Annotated in this window: 17 protein-coding genes; 10 read left to right on the forward strand and 7 right to left on the reverse strand. The window is 67.9% G+C overall.

From position 1 onward, the window contains the following. Positions 1–192: 192 nt before the first annotated feature. From M0R88_RS13145 to M0R88_RS13165, 5 genes are all read right to left on the reverse strand, one after another. Positions 193–780 carry a DUF7110 family protein gene (locus M0R88_RS13145; RefSeq protein WP_248653954.1) on the reverse strand — a complete coding sequence of 196 codons (588 nt, stop codon included), beginning with the start codon at positions 778–780 and terminating at the stop codon, positions 193–195. Between the two features lie 112 nt (positions 781–892). After that, positions 893–1,234 (reverse strand): glutaredoxin family protein, encoded by a 342-nt coding sequence (locus M0R88_RS13150; RefSeq protein ID WP_248653955.1) that lies wholly within the window; start codon positions 1,232–1,234, stop codon positions 893–895. A gap of 37 nt (positions 1,235–1,271) precedes the next feature. Next, positions 1,272–1,913 (reverse strand): transcriptional regulator GfcR, encoded by a 642-nt coding sequence (gene gfcR, locus M0R88_RS13155; RefSeq protein WP_248653956.1) that lies wholly within the window; start codon positions 1,911–1,913, stop codon positions 1,272–1,274. After that, on the reverse strand, positions 1,910–2,977 hold the full coding sequence (locus M0R88_RS13160) for a glucose 1-dehydrogenase (RefSeq protein ID WP_248653957.1): 1,068 nt from the start codon (positions 2,975–2,977) through the stop codon (positions 1,910–1,912). The genes gfcR and M0R88_RS13160 overlap by 4 nt, the downstream gene beginning before the upstream one ends. Positions 2,978–3,158: 181 nt before the next feature. Continuing rightward, a complete protein-coding gene (locus M0R88_RS13165; RefSeq protein ID WP_248653958.1) occupies positions 3,159–4,133 on the reverse strand; it encodes an AIR synthase family protein in 975 nt (324 codons plus the stop codon). Between the two features lie 114 nt (positions 4,134–4,247). On the opposite strand from M0R88_RS13165, the gene M0R88_RS13170 reads away from it, so the two are divergent. Next, positions 4,248–5,507: an HAD family hydrolase gene (locus M0R88_RS13170; protein ID WP_248653959.1), complete on the forward strand. Its 1,260-nt coding sequence runs from the start codon at positions 4,248–4,250 to the stop codon at positions 5,505–5,507. Positions 5,508–5,871: 364 nt separating this feature from the next. Here M0R88_RS13170 and M0R88_RS13175 read toward each other — a convergent pair whose 3' ends face one another. Beyond that, complete coding sequence (locus M0R88_RS13175) at positions 5,872–6,144, reverse strand: MoaD/ThiS family protein (RefSeq protein ID WP_248653960.1); 273 nt, start codon at positions 6,142–6,144, stop codon at positions 5,872–5,874. A gap of 100 nt (positions 6,145–6,244) precedes the next feature. Here M0R88_RS13175 and M0R88_RS13180 point away from each other — a divergent pair, with 100 nt between their 5' ends. The 5 genes from M0R88_RS13180 (at position 6,245) to M0R88_RS13200 (ending at position 11,217) form a co-directional block, all read left to right on the forward strand. Continuing rightward, complete coding sequence (locus M0R88_RS13180; protein ID WP_248656712.1) at positions 6,245–7,165, forward strand: dihydrodipicolinate synthase family protein; 921 nt, start codon at positions 6,245–6,247, stop codon at positions 7,163–7,165. A 325-nt stretch (positions 7,166–7,490) separates the two neighbouring features. Then, positions 7,491–7,658: a hypothetical protein gene (locus tag M0R88_RS13185; RefSeq protein WP_248653961.1), complete on the forward strand. Its 168-nt coding sequence runs from the start codon at positions 7,491–7,493 to the stop codon at positions 7,656–7,658. A 9-nt stretch (positions 7,659–7,667) separates the two neighbouring features. Beyond that, on the forward strand, positions 7,668–8,906 hold the full coding sequence (locus M0R88_RS13190) for a mandelate racemase/muconate lactonizing enzyme family protein (protein ID WP_248653962.1): 1,239 nt from the start codon (positions 7,668–7,670) through the stop codon (positions 8,904–8,906). A gap of 177 nt (positions 8,907–9,083) precedes the next feature. Then, the gene (locus M0R88_RS13195; protein WP_248653963.1) at positions 9,084–9,833 is read left to right on the forward strand and encodes a DUF8127 domain-containing protein; all 750 of its coding nucleotides are present in this window, start codon (positions 9,084–9,086) and stop codon (positions 9,831–9,833) included. Positions 9,834–10,014: 181 nt separating this feature from the next. Further along, positions 10,015–11,217, forward strand: coding sequence for an MFS transporter (locus M0R88_RS13200; RefSeq protein WP_248653964.1), 1,203 nt, complete (start codon positions 10,015–10,017; stop codon positions 11,215–11,217). Between the two features lie 104 nt (positions 11,218–11,321). Here the strand turns inward: M0R88_RS13200 and M0R88_RS13205 are convergent, their stop codons facing one another. Then, entirely contained in the window at positions 11,322–11,684 is a 363-nt protein-coding gene (locus M0R88_RS13205; protein WP_368409390.1) for a group I truncated hemoglobin, read from the reverse strand. Positions 11,685–11,846: 162 nt separating this feature from the next. Between M0R88_RS13205 and M0R88_RS13210 the strand changes: the two genes are divergently transcribed. From M0R88_RS13210 to M0R88_RS13225, 4 genes are all read left to right on the forward strand, one after another. After that, on the forward strand, positions 11,847–12,218 hold the full coding sequence (locus M0R88_RS13210; RefSeq protein ID WP_248653966.1) for a response regulator: 372 nt from the start codon (positions 11,847–11,849) through the stop codon (positions 12,216–12,218). Positions 12,219–12,275: 57 nt separating this feature from the next. Then, positions 12,276–15,563 (forward strand): ATP-binding protein, encoded by a 3,288-nt coding sequence (locus M0R88_RS13215; RefSeq protein ID WP_248653967.1) that lies wholly within the window; start codon positions 12,276–12,278, stop codon positions 15,561–15,563. After that, the gene (locus M0R88_RS13220) at positions 15,560–16,855 is read left to right on the forward strand and encodes a chemotaxis protein CheC (protein WP_248653968.1); all 1,296 of its coding nucleotides are present in this window, start codon (positions 15,560–15,562) and stop codon (positions 16,853–16,855) included. The genes M0R88_RS13215 and M0R88_RS13220 overlap by 4 nt, the downstream gene beginning before the upstream one ends. A 225-nt stretch (positions 16,856–17,080) precedes the next feature. After that, on the forward strand, positions 17,081–17,641 hold the full coding sequence (locus M0R88_RS13225) for a heme NO-binding domain-containing protein (protein ID WP_248653969.1): 561 nt from the start codon (positions 17,081–17,083) through the stop codon (positions 17,639–17,641). Positions 17,642–17,657 lie beyond the last annotated feature (16 nt).

Raw genomic sequence — 17,657 nt, forward strand, 5'->3', positions numbered from 1 at the left:
CCAACCAACTGACAGCGAGCCGAAGGCTTGCGCACGAGCAATCAGGCTGCGAGCGACGGAGCGAAGCGACTGAGCGAGCAGGTCTTTTTCATCGACGTTTTTTGAGGAGTGGTGCCCGCAGGGAAGGCGGCGCGGAGCGCCGCGCTCCCGAGGATGCCCGACGACGAAAAACGTCGTAGCTAAAAGGTGGGTTCAGATAAACTCGTTGTCCCGCCAATCGACCCCGCTCGACCCGGAGTTCGAGGAGTCGGGTCCCTCGACCACTTCGATGGAAGCGGGCCGGTCCTCGCCGTCGACGATACGAGTCGCTTGCAGGTCGCCGTCCTGTTCCGTAATCGCGGTCAGCGTTCCCTTCTCGGCGAGTCGCGCGATGTTACAGAGGACGAGGAACATCGGGTACTGGAGCGCCGTGTTCTGGAGGACGGTCTCGCGGTCGCCCTTGAACGCGGCGACCTCGATGAGTTCGCCCATCGGCTCGTCGTCCTCTTCCTCGTCGAGTTCCTCGGCGTCGTCGCCCCACCGCGGCCCCTCTCGTCGCTTCTGCTCCTCTTCGGTGTAGACGCGCGTCTCCGAAATCGAGGCTTTGAGTTGCGCCGTCGGCGTGTACTTGCTGATGCTATCGTCGTCCGCGACGGCGCTGATGATGAGCGTGTTCTTGCGCCGGGTGATATCCACGCTGGCGATGCTCGGGGGGAGGTCGGGGTCCTCCTCGAAGTAGTCGTAGACGTTTTCCAGCGGCAGTTCGAGCGTCGAGTGAAGTCGATATACTTGCCCCGTCATTTGTGATTTACATGCAGGTTCCCGGCTAGCGACACGGTACACGGGTGTCTAAGGTGTCCGAACATATATGGCCTACCCTTTCGGTCCTCTGTGTATCGCTCGAAATTACTATTCAAGCCGACAGCTCGGTTTCGAGCTCGCCGCGTTCGTCGAGTTCCGCCAGCACGTCGCTCCCGCCGACGAACTCGCCGTTCACGTACGTCTGGGGGATCGTCTCCCAACCGCTGTGGTCCTCCAGCGCGGCGCGGTACTCCGCGAGGGCGTCCAGCACGTCCACCGTCTCGTAGTCGTCGCGGTACTGCTGAATCAGTTCGAGCGCCTTCTGGGAGTAGCCACACTGGGGCATCAGCTCGTTGCCCTTCATGAAGAGGACGACGTCGTTGTCCTCGATGGCCGAGTCCACGCGGTCTCGAACCTCTTCTTCGGTCAGTTCGCTTTCCGGCTGGAAAGTCATACTCCCTGATACGCGACCCGGTCGCAAAGAAGTTGCGTTAGTCGTCGTCGCCGACCCGGACCACGTTGATGAGCGAGTGGACGGGCACGCCCGCGACGTCCTCGACGCCCTGTTTGTCCACGAGAACGACGCAGGCGACCGGTTCGCCGCCCTCCTCGCGGATGGCCTCGACCGTCTCGGTCATGGTCGTCCCGCTGGTGATGGTGTCGTCCACGACGTAACACTCGCGGTCCCGAATCTGGGCGAAGTTCCGCGAGAACGTTCCGCCGAGGTCCTCGATGTCGCCTTCCTCCCACTGGTGTTTGCTCGGCGCGTAGGTTCCGAGGTCGGTGTCGAGTTCGCGCGCGACGGCGGTGGCCAGCGGCGCGCCCGCCTTCTCGATGCCGATGGTCAGGTCCACCTCCTCGTCCTGATTTTCGAGGAGGTCGGCCATCGCGGCCCCGGCGTGGTAAAGTCGGTTGCTGTCCCGGCCGAGCGCCGACCAATCGACGTGGATGTCGTGGGGACCGCCCGCGGGTTCGGTCGTCGTCGTGGTCGCGGTCGCGCCGGTGCTGCTCCGTTCGACCAGCCAACTCGCGGTCTCCCGCGAGACGTTGAGTTCGTCCGCGATTTCGCCCTTCGATAGCCCCTGCTGGGCGAGTTCTGCCGCGCTCTCGATGAGGTCGTCTACGTTCTTCATATCTGACTAAATTGTACTGCCGTCTTTATTGTCGTTTCGTCATCCGCAAACGCCGCCTCGTAGTCGTCGAGGTCGTGGACGCCCGTCACGAGGTCGTCGAGGAACCACGCCGGGAAGTCGCCCAGCGTCTCGACCGCCGCCTCGAAGTGCGAGACGTTGGAGTTGACGCTCCCGACCAGCGCCTTGTTGTTCATCACGAACTCCTTGTGGAGTCGCCCGCCGTCGATTTCGAACTCCCACGGCTCGGGGACGCCCAGCAGCGCGCCGACGCCGTTGGGCGCGAGCGCCTCGATGCACTCGAAGGCGTGGCGCGCGTAGCCGGTCGCCTCGTACACGAAGTCCATCGCTTCGTGAGTATCCGGAATTTGGGTCACGGGCGTCCGGCGCGAATCGACGTACGTCGCGCCCAGTTCCTCGATAATGTCGACGGTCGGGTCGGGGCGGTCGCGCCGTCCCAGACAGTACGTCCGGTCGTAGCCGCGCTGGTCGAGCATGGCGAGCGTGAGCAGGCCGAGGCTCCCGTTACCCAAGACGAGACCCGTCTCGGGGTCCCAGTCGAACGCCGACCGCGCGGCCGCGGCGTGCTCGATGGCCTTCTCGGAGATGCTGACCGGTTCCACGAGGAATCCCCACTCCGCGAGGTCCTCGGGGAGGGGCACGAGATACTCCGCGGGCGCGGTGAAGTACTCGGACATGAACCCGTGCGCGCCGTCGATGCCGCACTCCCGGCAGGCGTCGGGCGGAGCCATGTCGGGTTCGCCGCGCTCGAAGTACTCGTTCGCGCCCTCGGCCGGCGGCCGTCGGACGGTCGGCACCACCACGTCGCCCTCCTCGAAGGGGGTGCCCTCGGCCTCGGCGACGACGCCGACCGCCTCGTGACCCAGCACGAGGCGGTCCTCGCCCTCGGGGAACCCGCCGTGGTTCCCCTCGATGACTTCGTGGTCGGTCCCGTCCACGCCGACACGGAGCGTCCGGACCAGCGCCTCGCCCGGTTCGGGGTCGGGCAGCGGCAGGTCGGCGACTGTCGGCGAGGTCTCGCCCCGCCGGACGACGATTGCTTCCATGACAGGTCGTAGGAGCGCGGGGGACAAAAGATTTATTCTATCCCGAGTAAACATCTTGAACGGGTGGGACGGTCGAACCCAAGCCGTCATCTCGCCCACCGCGCACATTCTGACGGTCGGCCGTTCGACACCGACAGTCGTCGGTCTCGCACTCGCGTAACTCCCTCGAAAACCCGCTCGCCTACTCCCAGAGGTCGTAGAGGTCGTCGCGGACCGCCTCGCCGACGAAGTCGCCGTCGAGTTCGACGCCGGCGTCGGCGCTCTCGTCTACGCTCTCGACGGTCCCGATTTCGCTCGCCCGGATTCCCGCCTCGTCGAGGTCGGCGAGGACCCCATCGACTTCCGACTCCGGGACGGTCGCCAACAGCGCGCCCGACCCGAAGATGCGAAGCGGGTCCACGCCCATCGCCTCACAGATTTCCGCGGTTTCCTCGCGGACCGGGACCGCGCTCCGGTCCACGTCGAGGCGAACGTCCGAGGCGGTCGCCAACTCGACCATCCCGGTCAGCAGGCCGCCCTCCGTCGGGTCGTGCATCGCGGTGGCCGCCCCGCGGACGAGACGCGACTCCGGCAGGACGCTGATGTCCCGGAAGAACGCCTCGGCGCGCACCAGCAGGTCGGCGGGCAAGCGGTCGGCGAGGTCGTCGCGGAAGTCGGTCGCCAACACCGCGGTCCCCTCGACGCCCGCGCCCTTCGTCAGCACCACGCGGTCGCCCGGTTCCGCCCCGCCGGTCGGCACGAACTCGTCGGCGAGTCCCATCGCGGTCATCGAGACCATCGGGCGCTCCAGCGCCGGGGTGTACTCCGAGTGACCGCCGACGACGGCGACGCCCGACTCGCGGGCCGCCTCGTCTATCTGGGTCGTCAGGTCGTCCAGCGTCGCCTCGTCGTCGTCGGGCAGGAATACGACGTTCGTGAGCCACCGCGGGTCCGCGCCCGAGGCGGCAACGTCGTTGCACGCGACGTGGACCGCGAGCGTGCCCAACCGCTCTTTCGCCAGCGAGAGCGGATCCGAACTGACCACGAGCAACTGGTCGCCGACTCGCATCGCGGCGGCGTCCTCGCCGTACTTCGGCCCCAGAATTACTGAATCGTCGTGCGCGCCCGTCCGTGAGAGAACGCGCGCGAGCAGGTCCGGGTCGAGTTTCCCGATCATACTCGTCTCTCGGTGCGCCGGGGTCTAAGGTGCGGCGACTGGCGAGAGAGAGGCGTCGCGCCGATATTTCGCGGTTACCCCGACCTTTATCCTGATTTGGGACCCACTCCCGGCATGGAGCGGTACGACCAACTCTATCGACTCTACGACGAGTTCGACGCCGCGACCCTCCGGGCACTCCAGAACTTCGTGGACCTCTTTCCCCCGGTGGACTCGCGGGTCGCGCTCGAACACTGGCAGGAGGCCAGCGACGAACTCGACGACCGGAAGGCGGAGGTGCGCGACGCCTTCCCCGAGGCGGGCGAGACGTTCTGCGAACTCGCGGCGCGGGCCACGCGCGACCAAGCGTTCACCGCGCTCGACCTCTACGCCAAGTACGACCGCGGCGTGAACGTCCTCGTCCTCGACGTGGACGAGACCCTGCGCTCGGCCGGCGGCACCGACAACGAGATTCCCCGCGAGACGCTCCACCTCCTGACGGAGTTCCACGAGGCCGGGACGCCCATCGTGGTCTGCACCGGCCAGACGCTGGAGAACGTCAAGGGGTTCCTGATTCAGGGTCTCGGCAACGAAATCGTCCACTCCGGAAATCTCTCGGTGGTCTACGAGGCCGGGACCGGGGTGTTCACGCCGGGCCACGGCGCGGACACCAAGCGCCTGCTCTACGACGACTTGGACCGCGACGTGCGCGCCATCTTCGACACGGTGCGCTCGCGGGTCCTCTCGGAGGCCCCCGAACGCCTCCGGCGCGGGTGTCACCTGCAGGGCAACGAGTTCAACGTCACGCTCAAGCCCAACTTCGAGACCGGAAGCGACGAGGCCCGCGCGGTCATCGACCGCGCGCTGGTGTACGAACTCGACCTGCTCGGCACTGCGGTCGCAGCGGAGGTCGGCGAGCGAGTCGAGGCGGACGACGAAACGGCGAGCGACTGGGCGCGCGCCTACTACGCCGATCAGGACCCCGAAATCCGGGGCGTCCTCGAAAGCGAGGGCGAGACGCCCGACTGCGACCCGGAAGCCGTGCCCGACCCGATTCGGGACACCTTCGAGCGCATCGACGTAGCCTACTACGAGGCCGACGCGGCCGAAATCGGGAGCCTCGAACTCAACAAGGTCGTGGGCGTCGAGTCGGCCTTCGACGTGCTGGGCATCGACGACCCGTTCGCCGCGGTCATGGGCGACAGCAAGAGCGACCTCCGGGTGATGGAGTGGGTCGCGGAGGACGGTTCGGGCATCGCGGCCGCGCCGGAACACGCCTCGCGCGACGTGCTGGACCACGTTATCCGGACCGACGAACTGGTGTTCGACCGCGGGAAGGCCGGCGACGTGTTGCGAACGATTTTCGCGCTGAACCGACTGGCGAATCTGGGGTGAGTGAGTTCAGGTTCTCGATTTTGGCTTCGTTTTCCGGCGTCAGTGGGTCCGTCGTCGTAGAACGAAGGTGGACGTTCCAGAGGAGTTAGCTACTGCCGACTCCAATCGTACCGCAACCGCACGCCCCGCAACTGTACTACGAGAGCCACGTCCTCCCCAACCGACTGTGCTTCTCGTGGTCACTCCCTCCGGTCGTTTCTCCATGCGATGCTCATCCCTCGCGCGGATGGGCGCGGCGCGCGAACGCGCCGCTCTCGCACGCGCCGGAGAGAAAATGCAGTAATCTCTCACAGTTACGTCTCAGAAAACTCGGAGAAAGAACGCCAGCGAGACGAGACACGTGCCGAAATCGCGTCTGGTCGGCTCAGACGTTCAGTTGGAACCGAACCGTGTCGCCGCTCTCCAGCGAACTGTAGGTCGAGAGCGTCTCCGTCGAGTCGAACGTCTCGCGGACGACCACGGTGTCCGAGCGGAGGCGTTGGCCGTCGAGGACGCCCGCGCGGACCTGCGGGCCGTGCTGTTCCGCGAGTTCGTCCACCACGTCTGCGACCGTCGCGTCGTCGGGCACTGCCACGCGGGCCTCGTGGGTGCCGGTGCGGGCGACGAGGGTCCCGGTAAGTTTTACAGTGACGTTCATACACACACCCTGTAGCGCCACCGACTAAAAGTTTACTCAAACTCGAAAAAGTACTGCCGAGATGCGACCGCTTAAGGACGCGGCCCTCCTCGGTTCCGACATGGCGAACAACGCGCCCGAACCCGGCGCGGACGACCCGCTCGGCGTCCACGGCGTCGTCCCGCCGACCGTCACGGCGTTTCACGAGGACGAATCGGTCGATTACGAAGCGACTGCCGCCCACGCGCGATTCGTGGTGGACCGCGGCGCGCACGGCGTCTTCCCGCTGGGGACCAACGGCGAGTTCCCGCTGTTGAACGCCGAGGAGCGCGACGGCGTGGTCGAGGCGGTAGTGGAAGAAATCGGCGACGACGCGCCGGTCATCGCCGGCGTCGGCGCGCCCAGCACGCGCCAGACCGTCGCGCACGCCGAACACGCCGAGTCGGTCGGCGCGGACGGCGTGGTCGTCGTGACGCCTTACTACTACCCGGTGGACCACGACGCCGCGGTCACCCACTATCGGCGCGTCGCCGAGGCGGTGGACCTCCCGGTGTACGTCTACCACATCCCGAGCAAGACGGGCAACTCGCTGTCGCTCGACACGCTCGACGCGCTCGCCGACATCGAGAATCTGGTCGGGCTGAAGGACTCGAGCAAGGACGTGCCGTGGCTCGGGCAGGCAATCGACGCCCACCCCGAACTGACCTTCCTCGCCGGTTCGGACTCGCTCCTGTTCCCCGGATTGGAGGTCGGCTGTGCGGGGATGGTCAGCGCAGTGGCCAACGCCTTCCCCGAACTGGTCGTAGAGCTCTACGAGGCCTACGACGAGGGCGACGAGGAGCGCGCCCGCGAGTTGCAGAGCGAGGTGTACGACGTGCGCTCGGCGCTCAAGCGCGGCCCGTACATGGCCGGCGTCAAGACCGCGCTCGGCCTGCGCGAGGTCGGCTTCGACCCCGGCCCGCTCCGGAGTCCGCTCCGGACGATGGACGACGGGGACGAAGACGCGCTCCGCGCGGACCTCTCCGAACTCGGCCTGCTCTGAGCGGCGTCCCGGTCGTCGTTCGGTTCCGTTTCGTGCCGTTCCGTTTCGCTCCCGCACTTTCTGTCGCCCTCGAACGGTCAAAGGTTTTAATGCTGCAGGAGTGTTGAAAAATGCGATACGACGGTCGGAGCGCGGCACCGGCGTGACGGCCGCTGACCACAGACGGACTACCGACGAGAGGACGCCGAGAGACGACCGAGAGCGGCCGCGAGGCCAGCAGTCCGACGCTCCGACCGCCCTCGTCATGACCCCTGACTCATTCGGCCGCGGACTACTTGCCTCCGTGGCCACGAACGTCGTCGTTCCTCCGCGTACCAAACGAACTGTGCTCGGCCTCCAGTGCTGGGGCATCGGCGCAATCGGTGCGCTGACGCCCGAGAGCGTCCCGTTCGCCGCGCCGCTGGTCGCGGCCGGCGCGCATCTCGTCTACGGACCGTCGCTCGCGCGAGACCGGGTCGCCGGAACCTCCAAATTTTTACTCTGGGCGGAGTAATCGCGTGGTATGGTTCGTAACTACGAGTCGCTCCACGACCCGAACGCCGAGTACACGATGCGGGACCTCTCGGCGGAGACGATGGGCTGTGGCGGCCAGCGCGGCGAAGGGCGCGACGTAGAGATTACCGACGTGCAGACGACGATGGTGGACGGCAACTTCCCGTGGACGCTCGTGAGAATCTACTCCGACGCCGGGGTCGTGGGGACCGGCGAGGCCTACTGGGGCGCGGGCGTGCCGGAACTCATCGAACGGATGAAGCCGTTCGTCGTGGGCGAGAACCCGCTGGACATCGACCGCCTCTTCGAGCATCTCGTCCAGAAGATGTCCGGCGAAGGCTCCATCGAGGGCGTCACCGTCAGCGCCATCTCGGGCATCGAGGTCGCGCTCCACGACCTCGCGGGCAAGATTCTCGACGTTCCGGCCTACCAGCTTCTGGGCGGCAAGTACCGCGACAAGGTTCGCGTCTACTGCGACTGTCACGCCGGCGAGGAGGCCGACCCCGAGAGCAACGCCGACGAGGCCGAGCGCGTGGTCGAGGAACTGGGCTACGACGCCCTGAAGTTCGACCTCGACGTACCCTCGGGCCACGAGAAGGACCGCGCGAACCGCCACCTCCGCAACCCCGAAATCGACCACAAGGTGGACATCGTGGAGGCGGTCACCGAGCGCGTCGGCGACCGCGCGGACGTCGCCTTCGACTGCCACTGGACGTTCTCGGCGGGGAGCGCCAAGCGCCTCGCCAGTGCGCTCGAAGAGTACGACATCTGGTGGCTCGAAGACCCCGTGCCGCCGGAGAACCACGACGTCCAGCGCGAGGTCACCCACTCGACCACCACGCCCATCGCTGCGGGCGAGAACGTCTACCGCAAGCACGGCCAGCGCCGCCTCATCGAGGAGCAGGCCGTGGACATGATAGCCCCCGACATGCCCAAGACCGGCGGGATGCGCGAGACCCGCAAAATCGCGGACCTCGCCGACATGTACTACGTGCCCGTCGCCATGCACAACGTCTCCTCGCCCGTGGCGACGATGGCCTCGGCCCACGTCGGCACCGCCATCCCGAACTCGCTGGCGGTCGAGTACCACAGCTACCAGCTCGGCTGGTGGGAGGACCTCGTGGAGGAGGACGTCATCGAGGACGGCTACATCGAGATTCCCGAGGAACCGGGTCTCGGCGTGACGCTGGACATGGACGTCGTGGAGGAGCACATGGTCGAAGGCGAGACGCTGTTCGACGAGGCGTAGCCTCGTCGGGCTCGAAAATCTCTGATTTTCGGTGTTCGACGAAGCGTAGCGACGTCGAGCTCGCGGAGCGAAGCTCCGCGGTGTTCGACGAGGCGTAACGACGACGAGCGCGGGTCGCTCGGTTCTCTCCTTTCGAGACCGACACGGTTTAGTTCCGCGACCGTTCGCACGTAACCGATGACAGCTGTCGCCCTGTTGACTCCTCCGCGCCGCGACGCCCTCCTCGCCGTTCTCGCGCTCGCGCTCCTCCTCGCCCCGGTCTGGGCACCGCTGACCCACCTCGGCGACCCGAGCTATCGCTACGAGCGCACGCCCGTCACCGCCGCGAACGGCCCCATCGAGTACGCCAACGAGTCGGACGCACTGACTCACCGAGTCATCAGCACCGACGTCGCCTGCACGGGCGGGACGATGGAGTCGCGCGCTTGCTTCTTCGAGCGACGCCTCGCGGCCGGTCACACCGTGCCGACCAGCGTCTCGGCCAGTACGTCCGGGAAAGTGGGGCACTTCCCGACGTTCGAGCGCTACGACTACGCCGTCCTGAACGGGACGGTCTACGAGACGAGTTACGTCGCCAATCGCTCCGGGGAGGACGACGGCGACCATCGCGTCGAACTCGCGCTCGAACCCGTCCCCGCGCGACGGGCGCTCGACTCGGTGTCGATGCGGGCCGAGCGCGCGCCCGCGCCGGTCCGCAGGGCCGCCGAGAGAGGCACCGCGACCTCCCATCGCCACCTCGACCCGCCGAAGACGCCGATTCAGGTGGGCGGCGACACCTACTACCGAGTGTATCAACTCGGGCAGAACGACGCCTCCGCGTTCGAGAAACTGCTCGCCGGACTCCTGCGGTGGGGCAGTCCGCTCGTCGGCGTCACGCTGGTCGTGTCGCTCTCCGGGCGGTTCGAGGTGCGGTACGTCGGCGAGTAGCGACTCGTTCTCCGGGCCTCGACGAGCCGAGACAACGCTTACCTCGCTGGGCGTCGCAGACCTCTACGGTCCGCCGACTGCGGTCGTCCGTCACGACCGTCGCTCCGTCACGACTACCGCCGGCTCGGACCGCGCCGCCGGTTCGCCATGACCGCCGATTCGCTATGACTGCCCCTGCGCCATGACCACCGCCCCGGAACCGCCAACCCGCGACTCGGCCGCCGTCCCGTGGCGCTCGCCCACGGTCAGGGTCGTCTTCGCGGCCACCGCGCTCGCGCCGCTGGGCGTCCCGCTTCTCAGCCCCGCGCTCCCGGTCGTCCGCGAGGCGTTCGGTCTCACCGACGCGGCGACCAGTCTGCTGATTTCGGTCTACTTCCTGACGGGCATCGTGCTCTCGCCGTTCATCGGCCTGCTCGCCGACCGGGTGGGTCGCAAGCGCGTCCTCGTGCCCTCGCTGGTCGTGTTCAGCCTCGCCGGGAGCGCAATCGCGCTCGCGCCGCCGTTCCGGGCGGTCCTCGCGGTCCGACTCGTGCAGGGCACCGCGGCCGCGGGCATCTTCGTGACCACCGTGACGCTCATCGGCGACGCCTTCGAGGGCGTCCAGCGCAACGCGGTCCTCGGGGTCAACACCGCGGTCCTCGCGTCGGGCGCGGCGGTCTACCCCCTGCTCGGGGGCTACCTCGCAACTATCTCGTGGAACGCGCCGTTCGTCGCGTACCTGCTCGGACTCCCCGTCGCGCTGTTCGCGTGGGTCGCGCTCGAAGAGACGGCCGTCGAGAGCGCGACCGGTCGCGGGAGCGCGTACCTCCGCGCGGCGGCCCGCACCCTCGCGCGCCGGGCCGCGGTCCTGCCGTACGGCACCGCGCTCGTGACCGAAGTCCTGCTGTTCGGCACGGTCATCACGGCGATGCCGTTCCTGCTCGTCGGCACCTACGGCGTCTCGCCGGTGTTCGTCGGCGGCATCATCACCGTCACCGAAGCCGTCTCGGCCGGCGTCGCCGCCGCGAACGGTCGCCTCGCCGAGTCGCTGTCGGACGAGCGCATCGTCGCGCTCGGCTACGCCTGCTACGGGGTCGGCCTGCTGGTCGCGTGGTGGGCCGCCACGCTCCCGGCGCTGGTCGCTGGCGTCGTCGTCTTCGGTGCCGGAGTCGGCCTGACGATGCCCTCAGTAGACGCGCTGTTGAGCGACCTCGTGACCGCGAAGCATCGCGCCGGAGTCCTGAGCCTCCGGAACAGCGTCACCTTCCTCGGCCGCGCGGTCGGGCCGGTTCTGTTCGCCGGAGTCGCCGTCGAGACCGGCTATCGACCGCTCCTGCTCGCGGCGGGCGTGGCCGGACTGGTCGGGGTCGCGGCGACGCTCGTCCTCTCTGAAAACGAACAGTAAACGTTGGAGTTTTCGGGAGCGACGGGCGCTCCGTGCGGTCTCCGAGACCCCCTACTCGCGCTCGGCGTCTGTCTCGCCCGCGTCTGTCTCGTTCGGCGTCGGCCTCACTCCGCGGAGACGACGGCCGACCGGAGTTCGCCCACCGCGGCGACGACCGTCTTCCGGTCGTCCTCCGACACGTCGAACTCGGCCAGCGCGTCGTCGAGGTGGCGGGCGACGATTTCGAAGTCGCGCCCGTCGATACCGAGGTGGTCGTGGGCGGTTTCGAGGTCCCGACCGTCGTACTCGACCGGGCCGCCGGCCACCGACGAGAGGAACTGCGTCTGGTGAGCGCGGAGCGCCGACATGTCGGTCTCCTCGAAGTAGTGTGCGATTCGCTCGTCGTCGAGGACGCGGTCGTAAAACGATTCCACGACGGCCGAAATCGCGTCTTCGCCGCCGAGGCGCTCGTAGAGGGTCCCGGACATCTGTCCGTAGCCAGACATGCTCTCGACTTCAATTTATTGGCCGACAGGTGTCATATTTTCGCCCCTCGGGCTTCTGAACCGACTACCATCGGTCGAATTTCCGGTCCGAGGAATAATGTTTTATGCTATGCACGGTATCGCCTAACTAACGAGTATGATGTCATGAAGACCGGGATTCTCATCGTAGACGACTCGGAGTTCATGCGCCAACGGGTCAAGAGCGCGCTGGCCGACGACCAGTACCGAATCGTCGCCGAAGCGCCGAACGGCGCGTGGGCCATCCAGAAGTACAAGGAGAACGCCGAGGAGGTGGACCTCATCCTGATGGACATCGTGATGCGGAAGGCCAACGGGCTGAAAGCGACCGCGGCCATCAAGAAACTGGACGACGACGTGCGGGTCATCATGTGTACCAGCGTCGGCCAGCGCCAGAAAATTCAGCTGGCGGCGCGGGCCGGGGCCGACGCCTACATCACCAAACCCTTCGAGGACGAGGAGTTGACCGAGGCCATCGACGGGGTGGTGACGGGATGAGCAGGGCCCCCGACGCCCGACAGCGCCCCCGGCGCGACCCGTCGCGGAGGTGCCGGAATGGCCCCGACTGACGACGCCTTCTTCCGCGAGGCGAAGTCCCAGATCCGCGCGCTGAACGACGGCCTCCTCGCGGTCGAGCGCGGCGACGCCGAGGTCGAAGTCGCCGACCTCTTCCGGGTAGCCCACTCGCTGAAGGGGTCGTGTCGCACTCACGGACTGGACGACGCCGGGGACCTCGCCCACGCCGTCGAGGACGTGCTGGACGCGCTCCGGGCGGGCGAGGTCGAACCGACTCCCGACCTCGTGGACGCGGCGCTCGACGCCGTGGACCTGCTGGAGGCGACGGTCCGGGCCGCCGCGGTCGGCGGTCAGGTGAAGGGAGACGCGGCTGCGACGCGGGCCGCGCTCCGGGAGGCGCTCGACGTGGCGCGCGCCGAGTCGCCCGGCGACCCCGGCTCCGGGGAGCCGTCGGAGTCTCTGACGCTGGACGGCCCCGCTTCCGGTCTCGGCGACTCCGACGACTGGGACCCCGCGGACGACGACCTGAGCGACGACGTGGTGGCGGCGCTCGAAGAGACCGACGAGTTCGACGACTTGGACGCGCTCCTCGACGAGGTGGACGCGCCGGAGGACGACGAGGAACTCGACGGCTGGGGGATGCTGGACGACGAGGCGGGCCGAGAGCGCGACGAGGACCCTGACCGGTCTTCCGAACCGGCCGAGTCCTCAGAATCGGCGGAGGCCCCCGAATCGACGGAGACCCCCGAACCGGCCGAGACGCCCGACGAACCGTCCTCCTTCTTCGAGCAGACCAAGGCGGAGGTCGGGGACGACGCCGACATCGACGCGCTACAGGAGGACATCGACGCGGTGGAGTTCGGCGAGTTCGACGACGAAGACGAGTACACCATCGAGGAACTGATGGAACTCGAACCCGACGACCCCACCGACGAACGCTCGGGCGACCTCACCGACGAGGCGTCCGGCGCTGGCGCGCCAGCGCCGGACGCCGACAGCACGGAAACCAGCGACGACTCGGAAGCCGGCGACGACCCGCTGGCGATGGACCCGCCGGCCGCGGACGACCCGAACGATAGGGTGGAACTGCCGCCGGACCTCCTCGGCGTCGGGCCGGACGCTGACGACGAAACGGGCGAGCGGACCGCCGAATCGACCCCCGATTCAGACCCGCTCGCGGCAGACGACCCGAATTCGGAGTCGGTCGGCGACCCGCTTGGACTCGCCGACGCCGACCCGAGTTCCGACGACGCGCCAACCGTCGAGACCGGCGAAACCGACGACACCGACGATTCGACTTCGGGCGACCCCGGCGGTACGGAACCCTCGGAGCCGGAATCGACGGAATCGGACGACGGGACCGACGACGCGTCCGAAACCAACACCTTCGTCTTCGGTGACGAGGCCGAGACCGAATCCCCGTGGAGTGGCGAACTCGCGCAGACCGACGACCCCGTGGAAACCGACGAACTCGCAGAAACCGGCGACCACGCAGAAACCGGCGACCCCGAAGAAGTCGCGTCCGGCGAGGCGTCCGCCGCGCCAGCGGCGGACGCCGACGCCTCGCCGACCGAGGACGGGGCGAGCGAGGCGGCGGGCGATGCGGTGTCGGACGTCGTTCCGGATTCCGTACCGGACGCCGACGACGTTCCGGATTCCGACCTCGTGCCGGACTCGGACACCGTGCCGGACGCGGATTCGGTTCCCGAAACCGCGTCGCTCCCGGACGCCGACCCGACGCCCGACGACGATTCGACGCCGGACCCCGAGTCGATGCCCGAGACCGACCTCGGCGTGGACTTGGACGCGGACTTCGACGCGGACCTCGGCGACGCCGAGGGGAGTCCGGACGCCGCCGCGACCGAGATGGACGTGTCCGTGGACGACGAGATGGCCGAGTTCGAGTCGCGCTTCGGCGACCGACTCGGCGAGCGCGCGGGCGACGACGACGAGGACGGCGCGGTGTTCCGGTCGGCGGTGACGACCATCGAGGAGAGCCGACTCGACGCCGAGCGATTCCCGACCGGCGGGCGCGCCGACCGCGAGCTCGAGGGCGACGAGTTCGACCGCTTGCAGGCGATGACCGTGGACGTGGACACCGCCGACGAACTCCTAAACGTCGCCGAAGAACTGTCGCTGACCCACCTCCGACTGGACGAGGCGGTCGGTCCCGGCACGGACGACGCCATCCGTGAGGAGGTCTCGAACCTCCTGCGAGTGCTGACGAAGTACCGCCGGACCGTGATGGACGTGCGTCTGATGCCGCTGGAAACAGCCATCGAGACGATTCCGAGGACGGTCCGGGACGTGGCGCGCTCGCAGGGCAAGGAAGTCGAGTTGGCGGTCAGCGACGCCGACGTGGAACTCGACCGCTCCATCGTGGACCGACTCCGGGACCCGCTGGTCCACCTCGCGCGAAACGCCGTGGACCACGGCATCGAGTCGCCCGACGAGCGCGAGGCCGCCGGGAAACCGCGGGCCGGAACGGTCGAGATTTCGGCCGAGCGCGTCGGCGACGAGGTGGTCGTGGAACTGGCCGACGACGGCCGGGGCGTCGAACCCGAGGCGGTCCGCGAGCGGGCCGTCGAAAACGGCGTCTGCTCGCGCGCCGAGGCCGACCGACTCTCCGACGACGAGACCTACGACCTGCTCTTCGAACCCGGCCTCACGACGGCCGAGGAGGTGACGGACGTGAGCGGTCGCGGCGTCGGGATGGACGTGGTGAACCGGACCGTCGCGGACCTCAACGGCTCGGTCTCGGTCGAGAGCGAACCGGGCTACGGGACTACGGTCCGACTCCGTGTTCCGGTCTCCATCGCGCTCACGGAGGTCCTCTTCGTCGAGGCCGAGGGCCAGACGTTCGGGATTCCGATGGCGTCCGTCGAGCAGATTACGGCCGCGCCGCCGGTCGAGGAGAGCGAGGGCCGGGAGGTGGTCCGGCGCTCGAACCTCGATTTGGTCGGCGGACTCCCGGAAGGCGTCGAGGCCGACGACGCCTATCCGCTCCGGAGCCTCCGGAGCGCGCTCGACCTCGCCGAGCGCGACGACGCGGCGTTGGGGAGCGACGCGGACTCCGGGGGTACCCCCACCGAGTCCGACGGCCCCGCCGCGGCGTCCGCCGCCGACCCCGGCGCGCCGGACTCCCAAATCGTCTGGATTCGCCACGAGTCGGGGCGACTCGCGCTCAGATGTGACCGCGTGGTCGCCTCCCAGGAGGTCGTGGTCCGGCCCTACGGCGACCTGTTGCGCGACGTGCCCGGCGTCAGCGGCGCGACGACGCTCGGCGACGGCGAGGCAGTCAACGTACTGGACGTGGCGACGCTATGAAACTCGACGTGGACACCCTCGGCACGTTCTACGAGATGGCCCGCGAGGGGGCCGGACTCGCCGCGAATCGCCTGAGTTCGATGACAGACATCCCGGCGCGGGTCAACGTCACGCACCTCAACTTCACCCGCGACGCCTCCATCGCCCGCGACCTGACCGACACGGGGTGGGTCGGCATCCGGGTCGGTCTCTCGGACGGGTTCGGCGGGACCTCGCTGCTGCTGTTCGACCGCGAGAGCGCCGCGACCATCGCCTCGGCGGTCGTCGCGGACATCCCGACGGTCGAGGAGGGGACGCTACAGGACAGCACCGTGACCGAAATCGCCCAGATAATGAACAACGGGTTCGTGGACGGGTGGGCGAACGTGCTGGACACCAACATCGACGTGTCGGCTCCGACCTACGTCGCCGCGGACCACCCCGACGAGTTTCTGGACGACGAGACGCTGGCGCTCGGCGGTGAGACGGTGGCTTCGGGGGCTGACGAGGCGGGGAGCGCGGACGACCTCGCGGTCCTGTTCCGGAACAACCTCGAAGCGGTCGGCGAGGAACTGACCTTCCGCCACTACCTCGTGCCCGACGGCGAGACGGTCCGACGGCTCTTCGAAGCCCGGACCGAGGAGCGCGCCATCGAGTTCGAGAAACTGGTCGGGTTCGACCGCATCGCCCAGCGCGGCGCGACGCAGGTCGCGTCGAACCTGACCCAGATGACCGGCATCGAGATGGACGTGGACATCCGGCGCATCAACTTCATCTCGCTCGACGCGATTCCGAGCGAGGTCTCGACCGAGCGCAAGATCGGCGTCGCGTTCAGTTTCCGAGGGATGCCCAGCGGCTACCTCCTCTTTCTGTTCGGCGAGGAGTCGGCCCGGCGGCTGGTCGCTCGGAGCGCCGAGACCCGGACCGCGGCGGGCCTCGGGGAGTTCGAGCGCGACGCGATTCAGGAGCTCTCGAACGTGATGGCCAGCGGGATGCTCGACGGGTGGGCGAACCTGCTGGACACGAGCATCGACCACTCGACGCCCGCCTACGCCCACGACATGGGCGCGGCGGTCGTGGACCCCCTCGTCGTGGGACTGGGCGAATCTCAGGAGTTCGCCTTCGTCTTCGACACGCGCATCGAGGCGGTCGATACCGAGGTGGACCTCGACATCTACGTGATTCCCGACGAGGAGGACCTGCGCGAGGCGCTCGGCGCGTTCGAGATGGGCCGCGTGGCCGAGACGCGACCCGAGGCCGACACCGACATCTCCGACGAGGAGATGGACCTCGACTACTGGGAATCGCTGTGAGGGCCGGTTTTTCGATTTCGGGGACGACGCGGGGCGACCGCCGACGAGAGGCGTAGATTTCCCGCAGGAACGGCCAGAACAGTTATAGTATCGGTGTGACTTCGATTCGAACATGTATCAGCGTCGGAGGGGTCGCGCTGGCGTCCGAATCCGCCAGCAGGCGACGGCTCCCACCCGGCCGACCCGCCTTGCACCGACTCGAAACCGACCCCTCACGAAACGGTGGTGTCAGTTTTGCACGGTATCGTACTGAAGGGGCTGAAGGACTTCGTGACGACGGAGTACGACCGCGAGGCGTGGCACGCGATTCAGGACGCGGCGGGCGTCGCCGGCGAGGTGTACGTCCCCGTGACCGAGTACGACGACGCCGACGTGCTGGCGCTGGTCGAGGCCGCCTCGGAGGCGACCGGCGAGGACGTGCCGGACCTCCTCGACGCCTTCGGGCGGTTTCTCGTCCCGCCGCTGGTCGAGACCTACGGCGTCCACGTCGATACCGACTGGACCGGTCTCGAACTGATAGCCAACGTCGAGACGTACATCCACGAGGCCCTGCGCGCCAAGCAGCTCTCGACGTACACCCCGCCGGCGCTCGCCTCGGAGTGGGTCGGCGACGAGACGGTGCGCGTGACCTACACCTCCGAGCGCGAACTCTGTCCGCTGGCGAAGGGTCTGCTGACCGGCATCGGCGACTACTACGGCGAGTCGTTCGACGTCGAGGAGCCGACGTGTATGCTCGACGGCGACGACCGGTGCGAACTCCTCGTCAGCGGTCCGACCGAGGCGTGAAACCGACCGCTCGCTC

Source organism: Halorussus gelatinilyticus, from assembly GCF_023238445.1.
Classification (GTDB): Archaea; Halobacteriota; Halobacteria; order Halobacteriales; family Haladaptataceae; genus Halorussus; species Halorussus gelatinilyticus.